Annotated in this window: 17 protein-coding genes; 10 read left to right on the top strand and 7 right to left on the bottom strand. The window is 70.1% G+C overall.

The annotated features are described in order from the left end of the window. Positions 1-5: 5 nt before the first annotated feature. Positions 6-2,744, top strand: coding sequence for an FtsK/SpoIIIE domain-containing protein (locus tag WFM69_RS08420; protein ID WP_337003572.1), 2,739 nt, complete (start codon positions 6-8; stop codon positions 2,742-2,744). 38 nt (positions 2,745-2,782) lie between these two features. Here the strand turns inward: WFM69_RS08420 and WFM69_RS08415 are convergent, their stop codons facing one another. Next, the gene (locus WFM69_RS08415) at positions 2,783-3,778 is read right to left on the bottom strand and encodes an asparaginase (RefSeq protein ID WP_337003571.1); all 996 of its coding nucleotides are present in this window, start codon (positions 3,776-3,778) and stop codon (positions 2,783-2,785) included. Positions 3,779-3,845: 67 nt separating this feature from the next. Between WFM69_RS08415 and WFM69_RS08410 the strand changes: the two genes are divergently transcribed. After that, positions 3,846-4,340, top strand: a complete 495-nt coding sequence (locus WFM69_RS08410; RefSeq protein ID WP_337003570.1) for an OsmC family protein — start codon at positions 3,846-3,848, stop codon at positions 4,338-4,340. A gap of 24 nt (positions 4,341-4,364) precedes the next feature. Here the strand turns inward: WFM69_RS08410 and WFM69_RS08405 are convergent, their stop codons facing one another. Then, positions 4,365-5,162, bottom strand: coding sequence for a lysophospholipid acyltransferase family protein (locus WFM69_RS08405; RefSeq protein WP_337003569.1), 798 nt, complete (start codon positions 5,160-5,162; stop codon positions 4,365-4,367). A gap of 123 nt (positions 5,163-5,285) precedes the next feature. On the opposite strand from WFM69_RS08405, the gene WFM69_RS08400 reads away from it, so the two are divergent. After that, positions 5,286-6,245 (top strand): FKBP-type peptidyl-prolyl cis-trans isomerase, encoded by a 960-nt coding sequence (locus WFM69_RS08400; protein WP_337003567.1) that lies wholly within the window; start codon positions 5,286-5,288, stop codon positions 6,243-6,245. A gap of 37 nt (positions 6,246-6,282) precedes the next feature. Further along, the gene (gene dxr, locus WFM69_RS08395) at positions 6,283-7,365 is read left to right on the top strand and encodes a 1-deoxy-D-xylulose-5-phosphate reductoisomerase (protein WP_337003565.1); all 1,083 of its coding nucleotides are present in this window, start codon (positions 6,283-6,285) and stop codon (positions 7,363-7,365) included. A gap of 34 nt (positions 7,366-7,399) precedes the next feature. On the opposite strand, the gene WFM69_RS08390 is transcribed toward dxr, so the two are convergent. The 3 genes from WFM69_RS08390 to WFM69_RS08380 form a co-directional block, all read right to left on the bottom strand. Further along, positions 7,400-9,022 carry a Mur ligase family protein gene (locus WFM69_RS08390; RefSeq protein WP_337003563.1) on the bottom strand — a complete coding sequence of 541 codons (1,623 nt, stop codon included), beginning with the start codon at positions 9,020-9,022 and terminating at the stop codon, positions 7,400-7,402. Between the two features lie 94 nt (positions 9,023-9,116). Beyond that, entirely contained in the window at positions 9,117-9,806 is a 690-nt protein-coding gene (locus WFM69_RS08385) for a YcnI family copper-binding membrane protein (RefSeq protein ID WP_337003561.1), read from the bottom strand. Between the two features lie 103 nt (positions 9,807-9,909). Continuing rightward, positions 9,910-10,488, bottom strand: a complete 579-nt coding sequence (locus WFM69_RS08380) for a hypothetical protein (protein ID WP_337003559.1) — start codon at positions 10,486-10,488, stop codon at positions 9,910-9,912. A 65-nt stretch (positions 10,489-10,553) separates the two neighbouring features. On the opposite strand from WFM69_RS08380, the gene WFM69_RS08375 reads away from it, so the two are divergent. From WFM69_RS08375 to WFM69_RS08365, 3 genes are all read left to right on the top strand, one after another. Further along, positions 10,554-11,867 (top strand): M50 family metallopeptidase, encoded by a 1,314-nt coding sequence (locus tag WFM69_RS08375; protein WP_337003557.1) that lies wholly within the window; start codon positions 10,554-10,556, stop codon positions 11,865-11,867. Positions 11,868-11,934: 67 nt separating this feature from the next. After that, complete coding sequence (locus WFM69_RS08370; protein WP_337003555.1) at positions 11,935-12,303, top strand: YciI family protein; 369 nt, start codon at positions 11,935-11,937, stop codon at positions 12,301-12,303. Beyond that, positions 12,300-13,532, top strand: a complete 1,233-nt coding sequence (locus WFM69_RS08365; protein WP_337003553.1) for an RNA polymerase sigma factor — start codon at positions 12,300-12,302, stop codon at positions 13,530-13,532. Before WFM69_RS08370 ends, WFM69_RS08365 begins: the two co-directional genes overlap by 4 nt. 25 nt (positions 13,533-13,557) lie before the next feature. On the opposite strand, the gene WFM69_RS08360 is transcribed toward WFM69_RS08365, so the two are convergent. Continuing rightward, positions 13,558-15,441 carry a chorismate-binding protein gene (locus WFM69_RS08360; RefSeq protein ID WP_337003551.1) on the bottom strand — a complete coding sequence of 628 codons (1,884 nt, stop codon included), beginning with the start codon at positions 15,439-15,441 and terminating at the stop codon, positions 13,558-13,560. 241 nt (positions 15,442-15,682) lie between these two features. Here WFM69_RS08360 and ispG point away from each other — a divergent pair, with 241 nt between their 5' ends. Genes ispG through WFM69_RS08345 form a run of 3 tightly spaced genes read left to right on the top strand, consistent with a single transcriptional unit; the run spans position 15,683 to position 18,085 of the window. Continuing rightward, the gene (gene ispG, locus WFM69_RS08355) at positions 15,683-16,813 is read left to right on the top strand and encodes a flavodoxin-dependent (E)-4-hydroxy-3-methylbut-2-enyl-diphosphate synthase (protein ID WP_337003653.1); all 1,131 of its coding nucleotides are present in this window, start codon (positions 15,683-15,685) and stop codon (positions 16,811-16,813) included. Between the two features lie 22 nt (positions 16,814-16,835). Continuing rightward, positions 16,836-17,168 carry a nuclear transport factor 2 family protein gene (locus WFM69_RS08350; RefSeq protein WP_337003549.1) on the top strand — a complete coding sequence of 111 codons (333 nt, stop codon included), beginning with the start codon at positions 16,836-16,838 and terminating at the stop codon, positions 17,166-17,168. 53 nt (positions 17,169-17,221) lie between these two features. Further along, on the top strand, positions 17,222-18,085 hold the full coding sequence (locus WFM69_RS08345) for a hypothetical protein (RefSeq protein ID WP_337003547.1): 864 nt from the start codon (positions 17,222-17,224) through the stop codon (positions 18,083-18,085). An 8-nt stretch (positions 18,086-18,093) separates the two neighbouring features. Here the strand turns inward: WFM69_RS08345 and WFM69_RS08340 are convergent, their stop codons facing one another. Further along, complete coding sequence (locus WFM69_RS08340; protein WP_337003545.1) at positions 18,094-19,509, bottom strand: RNB domain-containing ribonuclease; 1,416 nt, start codon at positions 19,507-19,509, stop codon at positions 18,094-18,096. Positions 19,510-19,526: the final 17 nt, after the last annotated feature.

Below are 19,526 nucleotides of genomic sequence, written 5' to 3'. Positions count from 1 at the left end.
GATGCATGGAATCCCTGCCCCTCCTGCTCCCGACGCCGGCCACTCCGTCGCGTAGACCTCCACTGCCGTTTCTGGCGGCCATCGTCCCGATCGCGGCAGGTATCGTGCTGTGGCAGGTCACCGGCTCGCTGCTCGCACCCTGCTTCGCGGCGCTCGGGCCGTTGATGATCGGCGCCTCGGCGCTCGATGCCCTGCGCCATCGCCGACGTGAACGGCGGCAGGTCGAGGCGCAGGCAGAAGGTGACTGGGCCACCGCGGAGACGGAACTCGTGCAGAGGCACGCCGACGCCCGTGATGCCCTGTGGCTCCGTCAACCCGACGCGGCTGCATGCCTCGTGCAATCGCCTCTGCGTGGGGGGCAGCCGCCGGACGCAGGGACCCTGGTCGTGATCGGTGCGGGCGACATCCCGAGCGGCATCCGGTGCACCGGAGGCGACGATGCGCGTTCGCGGGAGTTTCGTGAGCGCTGCGGTGTGCTGAGCGCGGCTCCGATCGCGGTGCCGCTGGGCGGCGGGGTCTGTCTGCGAGGAGCGCGACCGATCATCGACGCCGCAGCCCGGGCACTGCTCGCGCAGCTGTGCATGCGGTTCGGTGCCGCGCAGCTCTCCATCGTCGGCGCGGAACTCGAGGGACTCGGTCTCGGTGCGCTTCCGCATGCGGGCGGCACGCGCCGCGACGTGCTCCGGATCGCTGTTGGCGCACCCGGGACCGGCCGCGTGGATGCCGACGCGCTGATCTGGCTCGCTCCGGCCGACGCTGAGGTCCCCGAGGGGATCACGACGGTCGTCGACATCGTGGAACCGGCGATCGCACGGCTGCGCACACCGGACGGGTCCAGCACGGTCGCCGTCGAGTGCTTGTCGGCCGCGCAGGCACGCACGATGGCAGGTGAGCTCGTCGACCGCGACGACGATGTCGACGTGCTCCCGGACGCCGTCGCGCTGCACGAGCTGGAACAGCCTCTCGCGGGTGAGGGACTGGCGGCCGCGATCGGCCGGAGCGCACGCGGCGACGTCGTGGTGGACATCGTCGGGGACGGACCGCACGCTCTCGTCACCGGCACGACCGGGACGGGCAAGAGCGAACTGCTGGTCACGTGGATCTCGGCGATCGCCGCAGCGAATGGCCCGGACCGTGTCGCCTTCGTGCTCGCCGACTTCAAAGGAGGCACGGCGTTCGAGCCGCTTCGCGAACTGCGGCAGGTCGCGGCCGTCATCACCGATCTCGACGAGGACGGTGCTCGGCGTGGCGTCTCCAGCCTGACCGCGGAACTCCGTCGCAGGGAGGGGGTGCTCGCCGCTGCCGGGGTACGCGACATCCGCGACGTCGCGATGCCACGCCTCATCATCGTCGTGGACGAGTTCGCGGCGCTGCTCGCCGAGCATCCTGATCTCGGCGCCGTCTTCACCGATGTCGCCGCCCGGGGCCGGGCACTGGGCATGCATCTCATCCTCGGTACGCAGCGCGCCGCCGGAGTGGTTCGTGACGCACTGGCCGCCAACTGTCCGCTCCGTATCAGCCTGCGGGTGGGCGATGCTGCCGACAGCCGACTCATGATCGGGACAGACGCCGCGTCGGCGCTGCCGGGCGGTGCGGAGGCGCGCGGCCTCGGGCTCGTGCGGCGTCCTGTCGACCACGAACCCGTCCCGGTACGGATCGCGCTGACCGGGGCCGCAGATCTCCGTCGCATCGGGATGCGCTGGGCGACGGAGGCAATGCCCCGCAGCCCCTGGCTCCCGCCGCTTCCCGCGCGAATCCCCCTCGCGGAACTGGGCGGCGCGACGCCGAACCCAGCGGTCGAGGTCGTGCTCGGCCGGGCGGATGATCCCGGCCGGCAGTCGCAGCCGGCGGAGGTCTTGCGGTGCGGGAAGGATCGCGGCCTCCTCGTCCTCGGCGCGGCAGGCTCTGGACGTACCTCCGCGCTGAGAGCGATCGCCGCGCAGCGATCCGATGCGCTGTGGGTGCCGGATGACGCGGAGGAGGCCTGGGACCTCGTCTCCGCCTGGGCAACGGGTCGAGCCACGCCGCCGGCGGTGGTGTTGGGCGATGACGTCGATGCCTTGTTCTCACGTCTGCCGTCCGAGTACGGCCAGCAGTTCGCGCAGCGGTGGGAGCAGGTCCTTCGCGCCGAGCCGGACACGACCTTCGTCCTGACCGCGGCCAAGTCGGCGGGTGCGGTGGGACGGATGCTCGACGCGCTGCCCCGACGCGCGTTGCTGCGCATGTCGAGTCGGGTGGAGCATCTCGCGGCGGGCGGAGAGGCGGCATCCTTCGTGCGGGACCGCCTCCCCGGACGGGCGCGGATCGGCGATCGTGAGGTCCAGCTCGCGTGGGTGGACGAAGACGCCGTGGAGGTGTCGCCGCCCGGGGTCGTCGCTCCGTGGATGCCCTCCGGTGCGGTCACGGCGGTCGTGAGCGCCGGTGCGCGTTCCGTAGTCGCACAATTGCGCGAGGCGCACCCGCGCTGCGAGGTCGTCCACGCCGGGGTCGAGCCGACGTCGGGCGGCGTGCCGTGCATCGTCGTGGCGGACGCGGAGACGTGGCAGCGGCAATGGGCGCTGTGGCAGCGCATCAGGGCGGCAGGGGAGGTGCTGGTGCGCGCCGAACAGCAGGCCGACCTCAGGCAACTCGTCGGAGTACGCGAACTCCCGCCCTATGCGCGCCCCCATGCGGGCCGAGCGTGGTCGGTCCAGGGCGCGGAGTCGCCCCGACGGGTCGTCCTCCCCGAACTGGCTCCGCGTTGATGCGCAGCCGGCGGCGACATCGGGTGGCGTCCGGCCGGTCAGACCGCGATACTCGGGCGGATCGCCCCGACGTCGGTCCCGCCACCCAGCACGGCCAGCGGCAGTGCGTCCGCGAGGGACGACACCTCGGAATCGGTCAGTCCCCCCGCACGGGCGAGAAGTGTGGCGGCAACGATCGTGGAGGCGCGCGTGGCGCCGTCGAGCGTCTTCAGTGCGACGGTGGTGCCGTTCGGCGCGACCATCACCATGACGCCCTCGGCACCGTGCTTGGTGAAGACACCGAGCTTCTCGATCGCAATGGTGTCGGGGCGCCCGGGACCTTCGATCGTCCACGGATTCTCGCGCACCGCGCGCACCAGCGATCCGGCGACACGATGAAGGGCGAAGGGCGAGCGATCGGATGCCGTGCCGATGCGGTGGATCGATCGCGCGAGGCCCATGAGCGTCATCGCGTAGACCGGCGCTCCGCAGCCGTCAATGGCCGTGTGCGCGATCTTCTCGCCCGTCAGGCGCTCGATCACATCGCGGATGTGCCCCTGGAGAGGGTGCGCGGGATCGAGGTAGCCCTCGGTCGACCAGCCCGTGGCGACGCACGCCCGCAGCATCGCGGCGTGCTTGCCGGAGCAGTTCATGCGTACCCGCGCCGGTTCGCCGTGCTCCCGGACGAGTTCGTCCCGCGTGGCGGAGTCGCTCGGCCACGCCGCAGGGCAGCCGAGGTGGTCTTCGGTGAGCCCGCCTTCGGTGAGGATGTCGCGCACGACGGCAGCGTGTCGGTCGGTTCCCACGTGGCTCGCCGTGGCGATCGCGAGCTGCTCGCCCTCGAGCACGGCGCCGGCGGTGATGCAGGCGACGGCCTGCAGCGGCTTGAGGCTCGAACGCGGGAGGACCAGCGCGTCGGCATTGCCGTGACGGGAGACGACCTCGCCATCGGGGGAGAGCACGACGGCCGCGCCCGCGTGGCGGGATTCGACGAATCCGCTCCGCTCGACGACGGCGAGTTCGACGGAATCCTGAATGGTGAGAGTCTCCAGCACCCGTCAACTCTAGCCGGGGGTGCGCGCGCTCTCGCGCCGTGTCGGACCCGCCTGACAGACTGAGAGCATGGCAGCGTCGACCCCTCGCACCCTCGGTGAACACCACTACGCACTCACCGCGATCTGGACCGGAAACGCCGGCACCGGCACGTCCGGATATCGCGACTACCGCCGCGACGTGACCATCGAGATCGACGGGAAACCAGAGCTTCTCGCCTCAGCGGACAAGCCCTTCCGTGGCGACCCGTCCCGATGGAACCCGGAAGACCTCCTGCTCGCGTCGCTGTCCGAATGCCATCTGCTGTCGTACCTGCACGCCTGTGTGACCGTCGGTGTCGTCGTCGTGTCCTACCGCGACGCGGCGACCGGCATGATGCGTGAAGACGGTGCCGGAGGCGGCTCGTTCGTCGAGGTGATGCTGCGCCCGGAGGTGGTCGTCGCCGAGGCATCGATGATCGAGGCGGCGGAGCGCGCGCATGCGCAGGCCAACGAGTGGTGCTTCATCGCGAACTCGATGAACTTCCCGGTGCGCCACCAAGCCACCGTCACCGCACTCGCCTAAGCGGCGACGTGGTCGGGCGGCGACTCAACGGCGCTCGTGGGGGAGCGCCTGCTTGATCTTCTCGATGGCGCCCTGAGCCGGAGCCTCGTTGTAGGCGCCCGCAAGCTCTTGACCGGACAGGCCGTGGATCGCGGCCATGATCTCGTCCGTCGCCAGGCGACGCGCGCGACCGCTCGTGGCAGGTCCGTGTGGAGACAGATCGAGTGGCTGCCCGAAGCGCACCGTGATGCGCTCCTTGAGAGTCGGGACCTTGGCGCCGACCGGCATCACCTTGTCGGTGCCGATCAGGCCGACCGGGACCACGGGCGCTCCGGTCTGCAAGGCGAGGAACGCCACGCCCGTGCGGCCCTTGTAGAGGCGGCCGTCCGTGGAACGTGTGCCCTCTGGGTACAGCGCGACCGCAAGGCCCTCATCGAGCAGCTGTCGCTGCAGATCGAGCGCATCGAGGGCGGCCTGACCTGCGCCTCGACGCACGGGGATCGCCCCGATCGACTCGAAGAAGGTCTTGCTCAGCCAGCCCTGGAAACCGGTGCCCTCGAAGTACGTGGACTTCGCGAGGAAGTGCACCGGACGGGGCGCGGCGACCGGGATCGCGATCGAGTCGATGAACGAGAGGTGGTTGCTGGCGAAGATGACGGGACCGCTCAGCGGCACGTTCTCCCGACCCTCGATGTGGGGGCGGTACACGACCCGGGCGAGCGGGGTGATGAGGCTGCGGCCGAGCGTGTAAGCGAATCCGGCATGACGGGGCTTCGCAGTCTCTTCTGACGAGGATTCCTCTGCTGACGAGGATTCGGGCTCGACGGACTGCTCGGAGGTCATCAGAGCAGATTACTCCCGGATCCATGCCAGCGTGGGAATGAAGACTTCCGCCGCGCCTCCCAGCGAGGGCAAAGGGGTATGGGGCAGGATGGAGTGTCCTGCCCGCGATCCTGAGGTCTCACTGTGCGCACGCGTCCGCTCATCGTTCTGTCCACTGTCGCCGCGGCGACCCTCCTGCTCGCGGGCTGCTCCGGCGGCGGCGCGCCCGAGAGCGCCGGCACCCCGTCGCCGACCGCGTCGAGTGCGTGCCTGCTCGACGCGCAGCCCGGTGAGACGTCCGATGCGGTGGTCGTCGACGGTGAAGGCCTCGCCGCGACCGTCACGGTGCCCGCCGATGCGAAGTTCGCCGGTGTGGAGCGCACCGTGGTCGCCAAGGGCGACGGTGACGACGAGGTCGTGGCGAACGACCTCGTGTCCGTGATGTTCAAGATCGTCGATGCCTCGACCGGCGAGGTCGTCGACTCGTCGGAGCGCAGCGAGAACGGCGTGCTGCCGGTGCTGCTCGACCAGAACAAGGCGTCGCTGTTCATCGCCGCCCTCGAGTGCGAGCCCGTCGGCACGCAGGTGGTGCTCTCCCTGCCGGGCAGCGTGTTCGGCGACGGCCAGACCAACAAGGTCGTCTACGCGGAGGCCGTCGAGAAGCTTCCCGAGGTGGCCACCGGCACCCCCGTCGACCCGACCCCCGGCATGCCCACGGTCAAGCTCGACGACAACGGCAAGCCGACCGTGACCATTCCGGATGGCGACGCCCCGACCGAGACGAAGGTCGCGGTCCTCAAGCAGGGCGACGGCCCCACGGTGGGCAGCGGCGACTTCGTCGTCGTGCAGTACCTCGGGGTGAAGTGGTCCGATGGCAAGGAGTTCGACTCGACCTGGGCGCGCGACGCGGTGCCGCTGCAGTTCCAGACCACTGGCGTGGTGGCTGGTTTCCGCAAGGCGCTCGAGGGCCAGCAGGTCGGCTCGCAAGTGGTCGTCATGATGCCGCCCTCGGACGGCTACGGGGCGAACGAGGGGCACGAGCTGCAGAAGGAGAGTCTGGTCTTCGTCGTCGACATCCTCGCCACGAGCCCTGCTCAGCAGTAGCCGCGGGGGAGCCGAGGACGTGTCCTAGGCTGACGGTATGCGTCGCATCATCGTCCTCGGCTCCACCGGTTCCATCGGCACCCAGGCTCTGGATGTGATCAGGGCTAATCCTCGTCGCTTCGAGCTGGTCGGTCTGGCCGCCGGTTCCAATGCCGAGATGCTCGCTGAGCAGGCCGCGCACTTCCAGGTGGAGGACACCGCGCTCGGTGCGGTCGAGGCCGAGCAGCTCGTCCGCGATGTCGAGGCGGATGTCGTCCTCAACGCCATCACCGGCTCGATCGGGCTCGGCTCGACGCTCGCGGCGCTGAAGGCCGGGCGGACGCTCGCGCTCGCGAACAAGGAATCCCTGATCGTGGGTGGCGACCTCGTGCTGGCCGCGGCGGCCCCCGGCCAGATCGTTCCCGTCGACTCGGAGCACTCCGCGCTCGCGCAGGCACTGCGAGCGGGAACCCACGCCGAGGTGCGTCGACTCGTGGTGACGGCATCCGGCGGACCCTTCCGCGGGCGCACGCGTGCGGAACTGACGGCGGTGACTCCCGCCGAGGCGCTGGCGCACCCGACGTGGGACATGGGTCGGATGGTCACGACGAACTCGGCCACCCTCGTGAACAAGGGCCTCGAGGTGATCGAGGCCCACCTGCTCTTCGACATCGCCTACGACGACATCGAGGTCGTCGTGCACCCGCAGTCGATCGTGCACTCCATGGTCGAGTTTATCGACGGCTCCACGATCGCACAGGCCTCGCCGCCCGACATGCGCCTGCCGATCTCCCTCGGTCTCGACTGGCCGAATCGCGTCGGAGGGGTCGGCCAGCCCCTGGACTGGTCGACGGCGACGTCCTGGACCTTCGAGCCGCTGGACAGCGAAGCCTTCCCGTCGGTGGCGCTGGCGAAGGCCATCGGACGAGCGGGGGGAACATTCCCCGCTGTCTACAACGCCGCGAACGAGCAGGCGGTCGATGCCTTCCACGAGGGGCGCCTCACGTTCCTCGGCATCGTCGACACGATCGCTCGCGTCGTCGACGCCCACGAGGCCCCCGACGTGTTGACCGTCGAGTCGCTCGCGGACGCGGAGACCTGGGCGCGGACGACCGCCGATCGACTGATCGCGAAGTCCTGATCCCCGGGCGGCGTACCGCCGCCCGAGACACGGGTCAGTCCTCGTCGGGGTAGGGAACCGGCCAGCGCGAGTCGGGGACGGGCCATCCTGCGGCACGCAGCGCTCGACGGGCGAGTTCGCGCGCGGAGTAGGGGGTGCGCACCCCGCGGATGTCGCGGTAGTCCTGGTGGCCGGGTCCGGCCCACAAGATCGCGTCGCCGTCGCCGACCAGCCCGACCGCCGTGACGATGGCGTTCTCGGGCGGCGAGGCCTCGTGGATCTCGGCATCGGGTCGGGCTCGGCGGGCACCTTCGACGAGCGTGGCCCGGATGGACGCCGGGTCCTCGAACCGGGGGTGGTGATCGGTCACGACGAGGATGTCGCTGCCCTCGACGGCCGTGCGTGCCATGTCGAACCGCTTGCTCGCATCCCGGTCACCATCGGCGCCGAACAGCATCAGCACCTTGCCGGGTGTCACGCGCCGAACGGCAGCGAGCGTCTTCTCGAACGCGTCGGGGGAGTGACCGAAGTCGACGAAGACGGCCGGTCCCCGCTCTCCCGAGACGAGCTGGGTGCGTCCGGGGAGGTAGGCCCTGATGCCGCCGTCGCGGGTGAGCGCCTCCACGATGCGGGTCCAGGCGTAGCCGCCCTCCAGCAGCATCACGATCGCGAGGGCGGCGTTCGCCGCCATGTGCGGCCCGATCACCGGCACCGTCGTCGTGAGCGAACCCGCGGGTCCGGTCATCGTGAACGTCGTTCCCGCGGCACGCTCGTCGTCGATAACGACGACCCAGTCGGCGTCGGATGCCGCGACCGGATCAGCGGCGATCGACGGGGTGCCGACCGTGACCACGGGGATCTCCGCGCGCTCGACGACCACGGCACCCGAGGGGGAGTCGAGGCAGATCACACCGCGCTTCGACCGGTCGGGGCGGAACAGCGGCAGCTTTGCCTCGAAGTACTCCTCCATGTCGGCGTAGTCGTCGAGGTGATCATGGCTCAGATTCGTGAAGCCGGCGACATCGAAGCGGAGCCCGTCGACACGGTGACGCGACAGCGCCTGCGCGCTGACCTCGACGGCGACGGCCTCGACCTCGCGCTCACGCATGAGTGCGAGCAGCGCGTGCATCTCCGAGGCTTCCGGCGTGGTCAGGCGGGAGACGATGATCTCGCCGGCGATGTGACGCTCGGCCGTGGACGAGAGCCCGGTGACCACGCCCATCTGGTCGAGGATCCCCTCGAGCAGATGAGACACGCTCGTCTTGCCGTTGGTGCCGGTGGTGGCGAACAGAAGGGGAAGAGGGTCATCGGCGCCGGTGCCGTACACCCAGGAGCTCAGATCGCCGAGCACGGCGCGAGGGTCGTCGACCACGAGGATCGGAAGGCCCGCAGGCTCCGCAAGGGCGGCACCGGGTTCGTCCGTGATGACGGCGACGGCACCCTTCTCGGCGGCCGTGGGGGCGAACTCGGCGCCGTGCCGGTTGACGCCCTGGATCGCGACGAAGGCCTCGCCCGCGCGGAGGTCCGCGGTCGCGAGGGTGATCCCGGTGAGGGTGATCCCGTCGATATCGCCGCGCACGCGGCGGGCGAAACGGGAAGCGAGTTCGGACAGCTCACGCCGGGGCGGGTTCGCGGGGCGGAGCACGGGAGGCAGGCTCGGTTGTTGTTCAATCGACATGTCGGATCCATGATCTCATGACGGCCGTGCGAACTCCTCTGCGGCACGACCCCTCGCGCGCTGGATCACGGCAGACGAGGGGTCGTGCGCAGGCTCAGGCGCGGCGCCGGTAGGCGAGCACCGCGACGACGAGCGCAGCGACGCCGGCCACGAGCCCGCCTGCTCCGAGGGCGATCGCCAGCGGGTCGGCAGACGGTGCCGCAGCAGGGGCGTCCGTGGGGGCGTCGGACGCGCCGTGTTCGTCGTGACCTCCGGCGGGCGCGGCGATGACCGACACGACGGGAGCCGGCGCATCCAGACTGTGCGGATCCTCGCCGTTCTCGGCGAGCTGCGTCCATTCCGTCGCGCCCTCGACGCATTCCTGCACGACCGGGAACGCCAGGGTGTCGGGGGTGTTCTCGTCGAGTCCGACCGACATGCTCACCGCACCGCGCAGGTCGGTGGGCACGGGGGTGAGCGCGGTGTAGGTGATCGCGCTGACCAGGCCGTCATCACCGCGTTCGACCTGGATGCTCCAGTCGCCGTCCATCGTGGGCGCGACCGAGGTGAGCCCTTCCGGCATGGTGATGCGCAGCGCCGTGGTCGGCGAGTTGTCGCAGCCGTGGGAGAAGGAGAACGTGAGGACACCGTGGTCTCCGGCGACGAGCTCGTCGGGACTGACGCCCACGTGGGCGCTGGCCAGTGTGGGGACGGCGAGGGCGAGGACGGCGCCGCCGAGGATGCCGGCGGTGGTGAGAGCCGTACGACGGGTGCGGGTGGTGCGGGTGCGGGTGTTGCGGGACATGCGGGATTCTCCTGTGTGCTCGAAATGCGGGCGCGCCTCGATGGCACCGCCCGGCGAAAGGGTGTTGCCGCCCAGAGAGGGCGGCGGACTCCGATGCGACGGATCAGTCGCGCACGAGCAGAGGGGGACCGCGCCGCGATAAGGCGGCGGTGACCGCGGCGTCGAGCGAGGCGAGAGCCGTCGCCCGTGGCGGGGACGGACGCCGGTGCTCCACGGGCGCGACCGGCACGGACCGTCGCAGCAGCGTTTCGACCCATCGGGCGACCAGTCGCACGAGGCTCTCTCCGTGCCAGACCAAGAGCGTGGTGAGCAGGGCGGCGACGACGTGCGCGAACAGCATGATCGCGCCGGGCGAGGCGACCGGTGCGACCGGATCGAGCGCGGCCAGGTCGAGGTGGTGTGCGTGTCCGACGTTCGACGCGGCGCCGGTGGGAGAGCCCAGTACCTGGAACAGCAGGTGGAAGAGTGCTTGCGATCCGAGCACCGCGAACGCGACGCGACCGCGTGACTGCCGTGCGCCGACCAGCAGCGCGGACAGGGGAGTGAGCAGCGTCGCGACCGCGAGGATGAGCAGCGGATGCGGGGCGGCACCGCCACCGATCGTGTGCGAGACCGCGGCGATCAACGTGGCCACGGCGGAGACGGCGGCGGCGCGCACCAGACGCAGCTGCCGAGAAGTCACGGAGTCAGCCTAGCCGGGCCGAGGTCGCCGGGCGGATTCCTAGCTGAGGGCACTAGCGTTGGCACGTGGAAATCCTGCTCTATGTGGGCGGCATCCTGTTCATGCTGATCGGCCTCGGCCTCTCGATCGGCCTGCACGAGGTCGGCCATCTCGTCCCCGCCAAGCTCTTCGGCGTGCGCGTCGGCCAGTACATGATCGGCTTCGGGCCGCGCCTGTGGTCCAAGCGCATCGGCGAGACCGAGTACGGATTCAAGCTCTTGCCGTTGGGCGGGTTCATCTCCATGTCGGGCATGTATCCGGCATCGAAGAAGGCGGCACCGGCGTCGGGCATCTTCCGCTCACTGATCCAGGATGCGCGGACCGCGAACGACGAGACGATCGCCGAAGGGGCCGAGGATCGCGTCTTCTACCGGCTTCCGGTGTGGAAGCGCGTCGTCGTGATGCTCGGCGGTCCGCTGATGAACCTGATCCTCGCCACCGTGATCTTCACGGTCCTGGTCTCGGGCATCGGTGTGCAGCAGGGCACCACCACGATCGCCTCGGTCACCCAGTGCGTGGTGCCGGCCGGTTCCACGGCGACGGAGTGCACGGCCGACGATCCGGAGTCGCCCGCGGCGGAGGCCGGCATCAAGCCCGGTGACGTGATCGTCTCGATCGACGGCACGCCGGTGTCGACGTTCGCCGAGGCCACCGCGATCGTGCAGGCGGCGCCCGGTGAGACACTCGATATGGTCGTGCGGCGCGACGGCACGGAGAAGTCGCTGAGCATCACGCCGATCGCCGCGCAGCGCGCGATCACCGATGCCAGCGGACAGCCGGTGCTCGACGACGACGGCGATCCGGTCGTCAAGGAGGTCGGCTACGTCGGCATGGGCGCGCAGATGGGCTACGTGCAGCAGCCCCTCACCGCGGGCCCCGAGATGGCAGCAGACAACGTCGCCAGGGTCGCGTCCCTGATCGTCACGCTTCCCGTGCGCCTCTGGGATGTGGGCGTGTCGCTGGTGACCGGCGGTGAGCGCGACCCGAACGGACCGCTCAGCGTGGTCGGCGTCGGGCGTCTCGCGGGGGAGGTCGCCGCGACCGATGCACCGATCCTGAACCGGTTCGCCGTGCTGCTGGGTCTGCTGGGCTCTTTGAACATCGCGCTGTTCGTGTTCAACCTCATCCCGCTGCTGCCGCTCGACGGCGGCCACATCGTCGTCGCGCTGTGGGACGGCATCAAGCGCGCGTGGGCGAAGCTCTTCCGCAGGCCTCCTCCGGCCCCGGTCGATGCGACGAAGCTCGTGCCCTTGACGGTGGTCGTCGCGGTGCTGCTGATAGCGATGGGAGCCCTGCTCCTGGTCGCCGACCTGTTCAATCCGGTGAATCTTCTCGGGTGATGTCGAAATCGTCCTTGTCCGTTCGCTGTGCGGGTGAAACGGTTCTCATGACGAAAGGACGAACCTCATGAAGTACGTCATCATGTTCACCTCGACGCCGGAGCACGATGCCGCCGTCGCCCCGGAGGTCGCGCAGGACGTCTACGGACGCGTCTATCAGTGGTTCCAGGACAACGCGGAGGCGATCGAAGACAGCGGGGCCGAGCTCCAGCCCGTCGATGCGGCCACCACTGTGCGTCATGGCGCCCACGGGTCGGTCGTCGTCGACGGCCCCTTCACCGAAGCACGCGAGGCGGTCGGCGGCTTCAGCATCATCGACGTCCCCGATCTGGATGCGGCGATCGCGCTGGCGCGGACGTGGCCGATGCTGGAGCTCGAGGGCACGTCGGTCGAGATCCGGCCGATCGTGACGGACTACAGCCAGTTCGAGCAGTGAACGAGTCGGATGCCGTGCCGCCCCTCGGTGCGGCATCCGATCGTGCGCTCAGCAGGGTCGTCCGCGCCGAGTCGGCACGGATCACCGCGGCACTCACGTCGTCGCTCGGCAACTTCGATCTCGCCGAGGAGGCGGTGGCGGACGCTGTCGCCGAGGCGCTGGTGCAATGGCGTCGGACGGGGATCCCGGCGAATCCGGCCGGATGGCTCACCGTGGCAGCACGTCACAATGCGCTCGACCGGTTGCGCCGCGACAAGCGGTATCGGCAGAAGCTCGAGATCCTGGCGACCACCGTCCCGGCGGAGGAGAGCGAGCGCGACGAGCGCCTTCCGCTGCTGTTCGGCTGCTGTCACCCGGCACTGACGGCGTCCGCGCAACTCGCCCTCACGCTGCGGGCGGTGTGCGGACTCACCACCGAGCAGATCGCGAAGGCGACCGTGAGCACGCCGACCGCGGTCGGACAGCGCATCGTCCGGGCCAAGCGCAAGATCGGGGCGGCGGGGATCCCGTTGCGGGTGCCGTTGGGCGCGGAACGGGCGCCGCGTCTGGACCTGGTCCTCACCGTGATCTCCGTCATGTACAACGAGGCGCATCTCGTGCCGGGAGGAGATGCCGGGGCGGACCGGGACGTCGCCGAGGATGCCCTGTGGTTGGCGGAGGTGGTCGCGCAGGCGCTTCCCGGCGAACCCGAGGCGTGGGGACTGGTCGCGTTGCTGAAGTTCCACCGCAGCAGGGAGTCCGCTCGATCGGTCGACGGCGACATCGTGCTCCTCGCGGATCAGGACAGGTCGCGCTGGGATGCCGCGCTCCAGGCCGAGGCGCACCGTGCGCTCGCGGTGGCGGCAGCCCTTCGTCGCCCCGGACGCTGGCAGCTCCACGCGGCGATCGCGGCGTGTCACGCGGATGCCCGGCGCTATGCGGAGACGGACTGGCCGCAGATCCTCGTGCTGTACGACATGCTGCTCGGGTATGACTCCTCGGCGATGATCCGGCTGAACCGGGCGGTTGCGATCGGTGAGACCGGGGATGTCGTCGGCGCGCTGGCCGTTGTGGATGGACTCAGAGACGAACTGCAGAGGTTCCACCTGTGGCACGCGGTGCGGGCTGACTTGCTCGGTCGCCTCGGTCGCGAGGCGGAGGCCGCTCTCGCCCTCCGCGAGGCTCATGAGCTCACCGCGAACGAGGCCGAGCGCCGCCTGCTCCGCTCTCGCGGACGTATCGACCTCTGAGTGGCGGCTACGGACGCACGCCGACTCAGGCGAGTGCGTGGGAGACGAGGCGTTCGAGCGTCCGGATGCCGTCGCGCGAGAGGATCGACTCGAGGTGCCCCTGCACGGATGCGAAGTGCGCGCCACGGAGGGCGTACACGTCGCCGGATGCCTCGTCCGCCGACACCTCCGCGGCGCCGACCACGGTCGCACCGGGCGCGACCCGCGCAGTGAAGGTGTTGTAGAACCCGATCGAGGCCTCCTCGCCGAACACCGGCACCGCCTTCTGCAGTCCCTGGTGCGGGGCATCCAGCGGGGTGAGCGCGATGCCGAGGCGGTCTGCGAGGATCTGGTGGCTCAGGCACACGGCGAGCAGGGGAGTGCCTGCGTCGAGCCGACGGGCCACCACGTCGCGCATGCGGGCGATACGAGCGCTCGTGGCGTCTCGAGGATCGCCGGGCCCGGGCCCTGCGACGACCAGACCGGCCGCATCCACAGCGGCATCGTCGACCTCGCTCCAGGGGGCGATGACGACATCGAGGCCGAGATGGCGCAGCTGGTGCGCGAGCATGGTCGTGAAACGGTCCTCGGCATCGACCACGAGCGCGGTGCGTCCGGTGAACGGACCGGTGAACTCCTCGCCCTGCGGGTTGAGCCAGAACTCCGCGAGCCGGGCGTTGCGCGACGACAACAGCGCCGCGACGGCCGGGTCATCCGCCAGCGCGTGCTCCTCGCCGGGGGCGTCGGCATCGCTGCGGGCCTCGGCCACCCGGTCCCGGTCGATCGCTCCGATCGCTCCCAGCACGCCGGCCGCCTTGCCGTGCGTCTCAGAGACCTCGCCGAGCGGATCGGAGTGCCGCACCAGCGTCGCGCCGACGGGGACGCGCAGTTCGCCGTCCTGCAGATACACGGTGCGGATCAGGATCGGCGCGTCGAGGTCGTGGCCACCGTCCGTGTTCGGCGTGAACAAAGCCGCGACGCCGGAGTAGTAGCCGCGGGGCTTCTGCTCGTGGCGCCGGATCACTGCGCAGGCGTTCTGCATCGGGGAACCGGTGACGGTGGGCGCGAACATCGTCTCGCGCAGGATGTCGCGCGGATCGAGTGCGCTGCGACCCCGGAGCATGTACTCGGTGTGCGTGAGTCGCGACATCTCCTTGAGGTGCGGACCGGTGATCCGTCCGCCGTCAGAGCACACCGCGCTCATCATCTTGAGCTCCTCGTCGACCACCATGAACAGCTCCTCGGTCTCCTTGGTGGAGGCCAGGAAGTCGATCAGCGTCTCCTTGGTGGCACCGCCGGCCGGGTGCCGGAACGTTCCCGAGATCGGGTTCATCGTGACGACGCCTTCGCGTGCGACCACGTGTGCTTCAGGGCTCGCGCCGACCGCGATGTGGCCGGGGGTGAAGACGGCGAACGTCCAATACGCGCCGCGCTCGTGCGTGAGCAGGGCACGGAACCAGGTGAGCGCGGCCGTGCGCTCGTCGCCGTCGATGCGCGCGGTGAAGTCGCGGCGGATCACGAAGTTCGCGCCCTCGCCTCGGCCGATCTCCTCCGCGATGACCTTCTCGACGATCGCGGCGTAGTCCGCATCGGCGATGTCGAAGCCGTCGTCGTGCAGCGGCACGGGATCGCTCGGGAGCGCGTCGAGCAGCTCAGGCGTCGGCAGGTGGAGGTGCTCGTCCACGATCACGCACCGCAGGGGAGCGCTGTCGTCCTGGGCGACGAAGCCGCGCTCGCGGACCTGGCGATACGGCACCATGGCGAACACCTCGCGCGGGGCGCCGTCGACCGTCAGCGGGATGTCGGCCAGCAGGTCGACGTCGACGACCTCGCCGCTGAGCAGCTCGACGGTGTCGGCGCCGTCGCGCGCGATCAGCACGAACGATGAGGTCGGATCGGCGCTGAGCTGGGCGAGTCGTGAGAGGGTCATCGGTGTCTCCTGTGCAGTGCTCCGGCTCGGCGCAACGAAAAGACCGCCCCGGAGGCGGTCTGGATTCGTGGGAACGCGAACACACCGCCTAGAAGGCAGGCCACCAGGTGAAGTTCGCGAGCATGGGCCGAAACTACCACACCGACGATGTCCGTCCCGGGTGCGTGACGCGGGACGGGACATCCAGCCCTCACGCATCCTGGCGGCGTAGGCTTGGGGCGTGCCAGCAGTGAACCTCGGAATGCCGAAGATCCCCGAAGTCCTCGCCCCCCGCCGCAAGTCCCGCCAGATCAAGGTGGGCAAGGTGCTCGTGGGTGGCGATGCTCCGGTGAGCGTGCAGTCGATGACGACCACGAAGACGACCGACATCAACGGGACGCTGCAGCAGATCGCGGAGCTCACGGCCTCCGGCTGCGAGATCGTTCGTGTCGCCGTGCCGCATCAGGACGACGCCGACGCATTGAAGATCATCGCGATGAAGAGCCAGATCCCCGTGATCGCCGACATCCACTTCCAGCCGCGCTACATCTACACGGCCATCGATGCCGGGTGCGGTGCGGTGCGCGTGAACCCGGGCAACATTCGCGAGTTCGACGGCAACGTCGGAAAGATCGCGGAGGCTGCCAAGGCCGCGGGAGTCTCGCTGCGCATCGGGGTCAACGCCGGCTCGCTCGACCGGCGCATCCTCTCCAAGTACGGCAAGGCGACCGCCGAGGCTCTCGTCGAGAGCGCGGTCTGGGAGGCGTCGCTGTTCGAGGAGCACGATTTCCACGACTTCAAGATCTCGGTCAAGCACAACGACCCGATCGTGATGGTCAAGGCCTACCGCCAGCTCGCCGAGCGCGGCGACTGGCCGCTGCACCTCGGCGTGACCGAGGCCGGTCCGGCGTTCCAGGGCACGATCAAGAGTGCGACGGCATTCGGCATCCTGCTCGGCGAGGGCATCGGCGACACGATCCGCGTCTCGCTGTCCGCCCCGCCGGCCGAGGAGGTCAAGGTCGGCCACCAGATCCTGCAGTCGCTGAACCTGCGCGAGCGCAAGCTCGAGATCGTCTCGTGCCCGTCGTGCGGTCGCGCCCAGGTCGATGTGTACACGCTCGCGGAAGACGTCACCGAGGGGCTCAAGGACATGACGGTCCCGCTCCGGGTGGCCGTCATGGGCTGCGTCGTGAACGGCCCGGGCGAGGCCCGAGAGGCCGACCTCGGCGTGGCATCCGGCAACGGCAAGGGTCAGATCTTCGTCAAGGGCGAGGTCATCAAGACCGTGCCAGAGGCGGACATCGTCGCGACCCTGATCGAAGAGGCCAACCGGATCGCTGCCGAGATGGGCCCGGAGGCGCCGCTCGGCACCGCCCAGGTCGTCACGGTCTGACCGCACCAGAAGGAGTACGTCGATGTCGGAATCCGCTCTGCCCGCACCCGTCCAGGCGATGATCGACGCGATCAACACCGCCGACACCGAGGCTTTCGTGAACGCCTTCGCGGCGGACGGGTTCGTCAGCGACTGGGGGACCGTCAAGGCCGGACCCGAGGGTGTGCGGTCGTGGGCGGGTTCGGATGCGATCGGCGCCGGCGCGCGGATGACCGTGCTCTCGGCCTCGACGGAGGGCGACACCACGCGCATCCGCTTCGGCTGGTCCAGCAGCGTCTTCAACGGCGAGTCCGACGGCATCTTCGTCGTCGATGGTGACAAGCTCGCCAGCTTCACCATCCCGCCGTCGCACTGAGCCCCGCGCCGACCTTCCGGCTCCGCCCTGCCCCGTCGAATCCGAGGAGATCCATGTCGTCGCCCACCATCGTGACGTTCGCCGAGGGAGCTGTGAAGGGAGCGGGGACTGTCCTCCGCATCGAGAGCGCGCCCGAAGGGACGGTCGTCGTCGTGGACGCGACACCATTCCACCCGGTGGATCACACCTGGCCCGACCAGCCGGGTGATGCCGGCACGCTGTCGACGGACGGCGAGTCACTGGAGGTCAGCGAAGCGCTCATGGCCGCGGTCTCGGACGAGGGCGAGTTCGCCGTCGGAAGTGCCATCCCGGTCAAGCGCGGGGCGGACGGCTGGACCTGGCTCGTCGGGCACCGCGTCGTCGGTGACGCCCCGGCTGGAGTGTCCGCGGGCGCGACCGTGCAGCTGTCGGTCGATGTGGCACGACGTGCAGGCCTGAGTCGCGGGCACACCGCCTGCCACCTCGCTTCCCTCGCGCTCGACCTGGCGCTCGCCGACCTCTGGCGCAAGGACCCGGGCGAGGACGCGCTCGGCAACCCCGACTTCGAAGGCCGGGCGAATCAGTCCAGTCGCATCCACGAGGACGGCGCGGTCGACGAGTACCGTCTGGGCAAGAGCCTGCGCCGCGCCGGGTTCGACACGGAGACCTTCGCCGCGACCCTCGCCGAACGGCAGGGGCGGATCAACACCCAGCTCGCCGCGTGGGTCGCGTCGGCGGCGCCGAGTCGAATCGCGACGGACGGCCCGACGATCGTGGATCGGCGCCGCTGGCACTGCGAGCTCCCCGAGGGCGAGGCCGTGATCCTGTGCGGCGGGACTCACGTGTCGTCTCTTGCGGAGTTCGCCGCGATCACGGTGACCCTCGACCTGAGCGACCCGCAGCTCCTCGTCATGACGACGACGGCGACACCCGCGTAGAGACGCGCTCAGGAAGCGAACTCCACCTCGCCCCGGGCGATGTCGGCCCGGACGACGCGCAGGCGCACGACGTCTCCCGGCTTCGCGCCCGCGGGGAGGGGAGCAGTCGCCGTGACCGCGGGCTCCGCGATCTGCGCGGCGGCGCGCTCGCCGCGCAGCTCGATCACGGTCGCCTCGATCGTCGTACCGACCAACGGGGTCAGGAGCGCGGCTTCGACACGGTTGATCGTCGCGGAGTTCAGGCGGGATGCGCGTTGGCCGGACTCCTGCATCAGCTGGGGAAGGTTGCTGAGGGACGTCCGTGCCCACTCCGGTACGGGATCGCCCGCGGAGACGGCCAGACAGATCGCCAAGGTCCAACGGTCGACGAGCCGGCGCAGGGGAGCGGTGGTGTGCGCGTAGGGCGCACCGATGGCCGCCTGTGTCGCGTGCTGCGGAGCGTCGCCGTCGAACACGAGGTATCCCGCACCGCGGAACAGCGATGACGCCGCCTCGAGCACGGGCAGTGTCATCGGATCGCTGCGGTCGAGTCCGCGCAGGTACTCGCCGTACGTCCCCGTCGTCCACGGGCGGCCCAGCGCCTCGGTCTGGTGTCGGAACGTCGCGAAGGCCGCGTCGTCGGGCTCCGGCATCGTGCGGAGGATCCCCACTCCGGCCTCGAGCATCAGCGATGCTGCCGCCATCCCCGTCATGAGCGAGAGCTGCGCGTTCCACTCCTCGACGGGAAGCGGACGCCGCCGCTCGATCGCGTAGGAGCCGTCCGCCGCTCGCACGACCTCCTCATCCGGAAGGTTCAGGCTCGCGCCGCCCCGCAACCGCTCCTGTTCCAGGCGCAGCGCACCGATCTCGGGCAGCAGAGCCGCCGGTCCGGCGTCGCCGCGGTCCAGCGACTCCTGCGTCGTCGCGTAGTCCAGTTGCGCGCGCGAGCGGATCAGCGCGCGCTCCAGGCGGAACTCGGAGACGACTCCGGCGGCGTCGAGCGCGAATGTCCACACCAGGGCCGGCCGGTCGACGTCTGCGAGCAACGAGGCGCGATCCTCGCTCAGAACGCGCGGGTGCAGGGGGATCGTGCCATCGGCGGCATACAGCGTCTGCCCGCGTCGTCGGGCCTCGGCATCCACCGCTCCGCCCGGTACGACGAACCCGGGGACGTCGGCGATCGCGTATCGCACGGTGTAACCGGTGCCCGCTCGCTCCAGGTGGAACGCCTGGTCGAGGTCGCGGGACCCCTCCGGGTCGAGCGTCGCGAACGGGATGTCGCGCAGGTCGAGGTCCGGCGGCGTCGCCCGGGCGCGCTCGGCTTCTGCGACGGCGGCGGCGGGGAACTCGGTCGGTGCCTCGGACGACTCGCGCAGCGCGGTGAGCGCGGCTGCCAGCTCGGTCTGTGCGGCGGAGGGGGCGACGTGGGATCGACGCTGAGGCATGGGACCACACTAGGCGG

The sequence above is a fragment of the Microbacterium sp. LB12 genome (genome assembly GCF_037150835.1).
In the GTDB taxonomy this organism is placed as follows: domain Bacteria; phylum Actinomycetota; class Actinomycetes; order Actinomycetales; family Microbacteriaceae; genus Microbacterium.
Note: the sequence above shows the minus strand (reverse complement) of the source record. Positions and strands in the feature narration are given on the sequence as shown.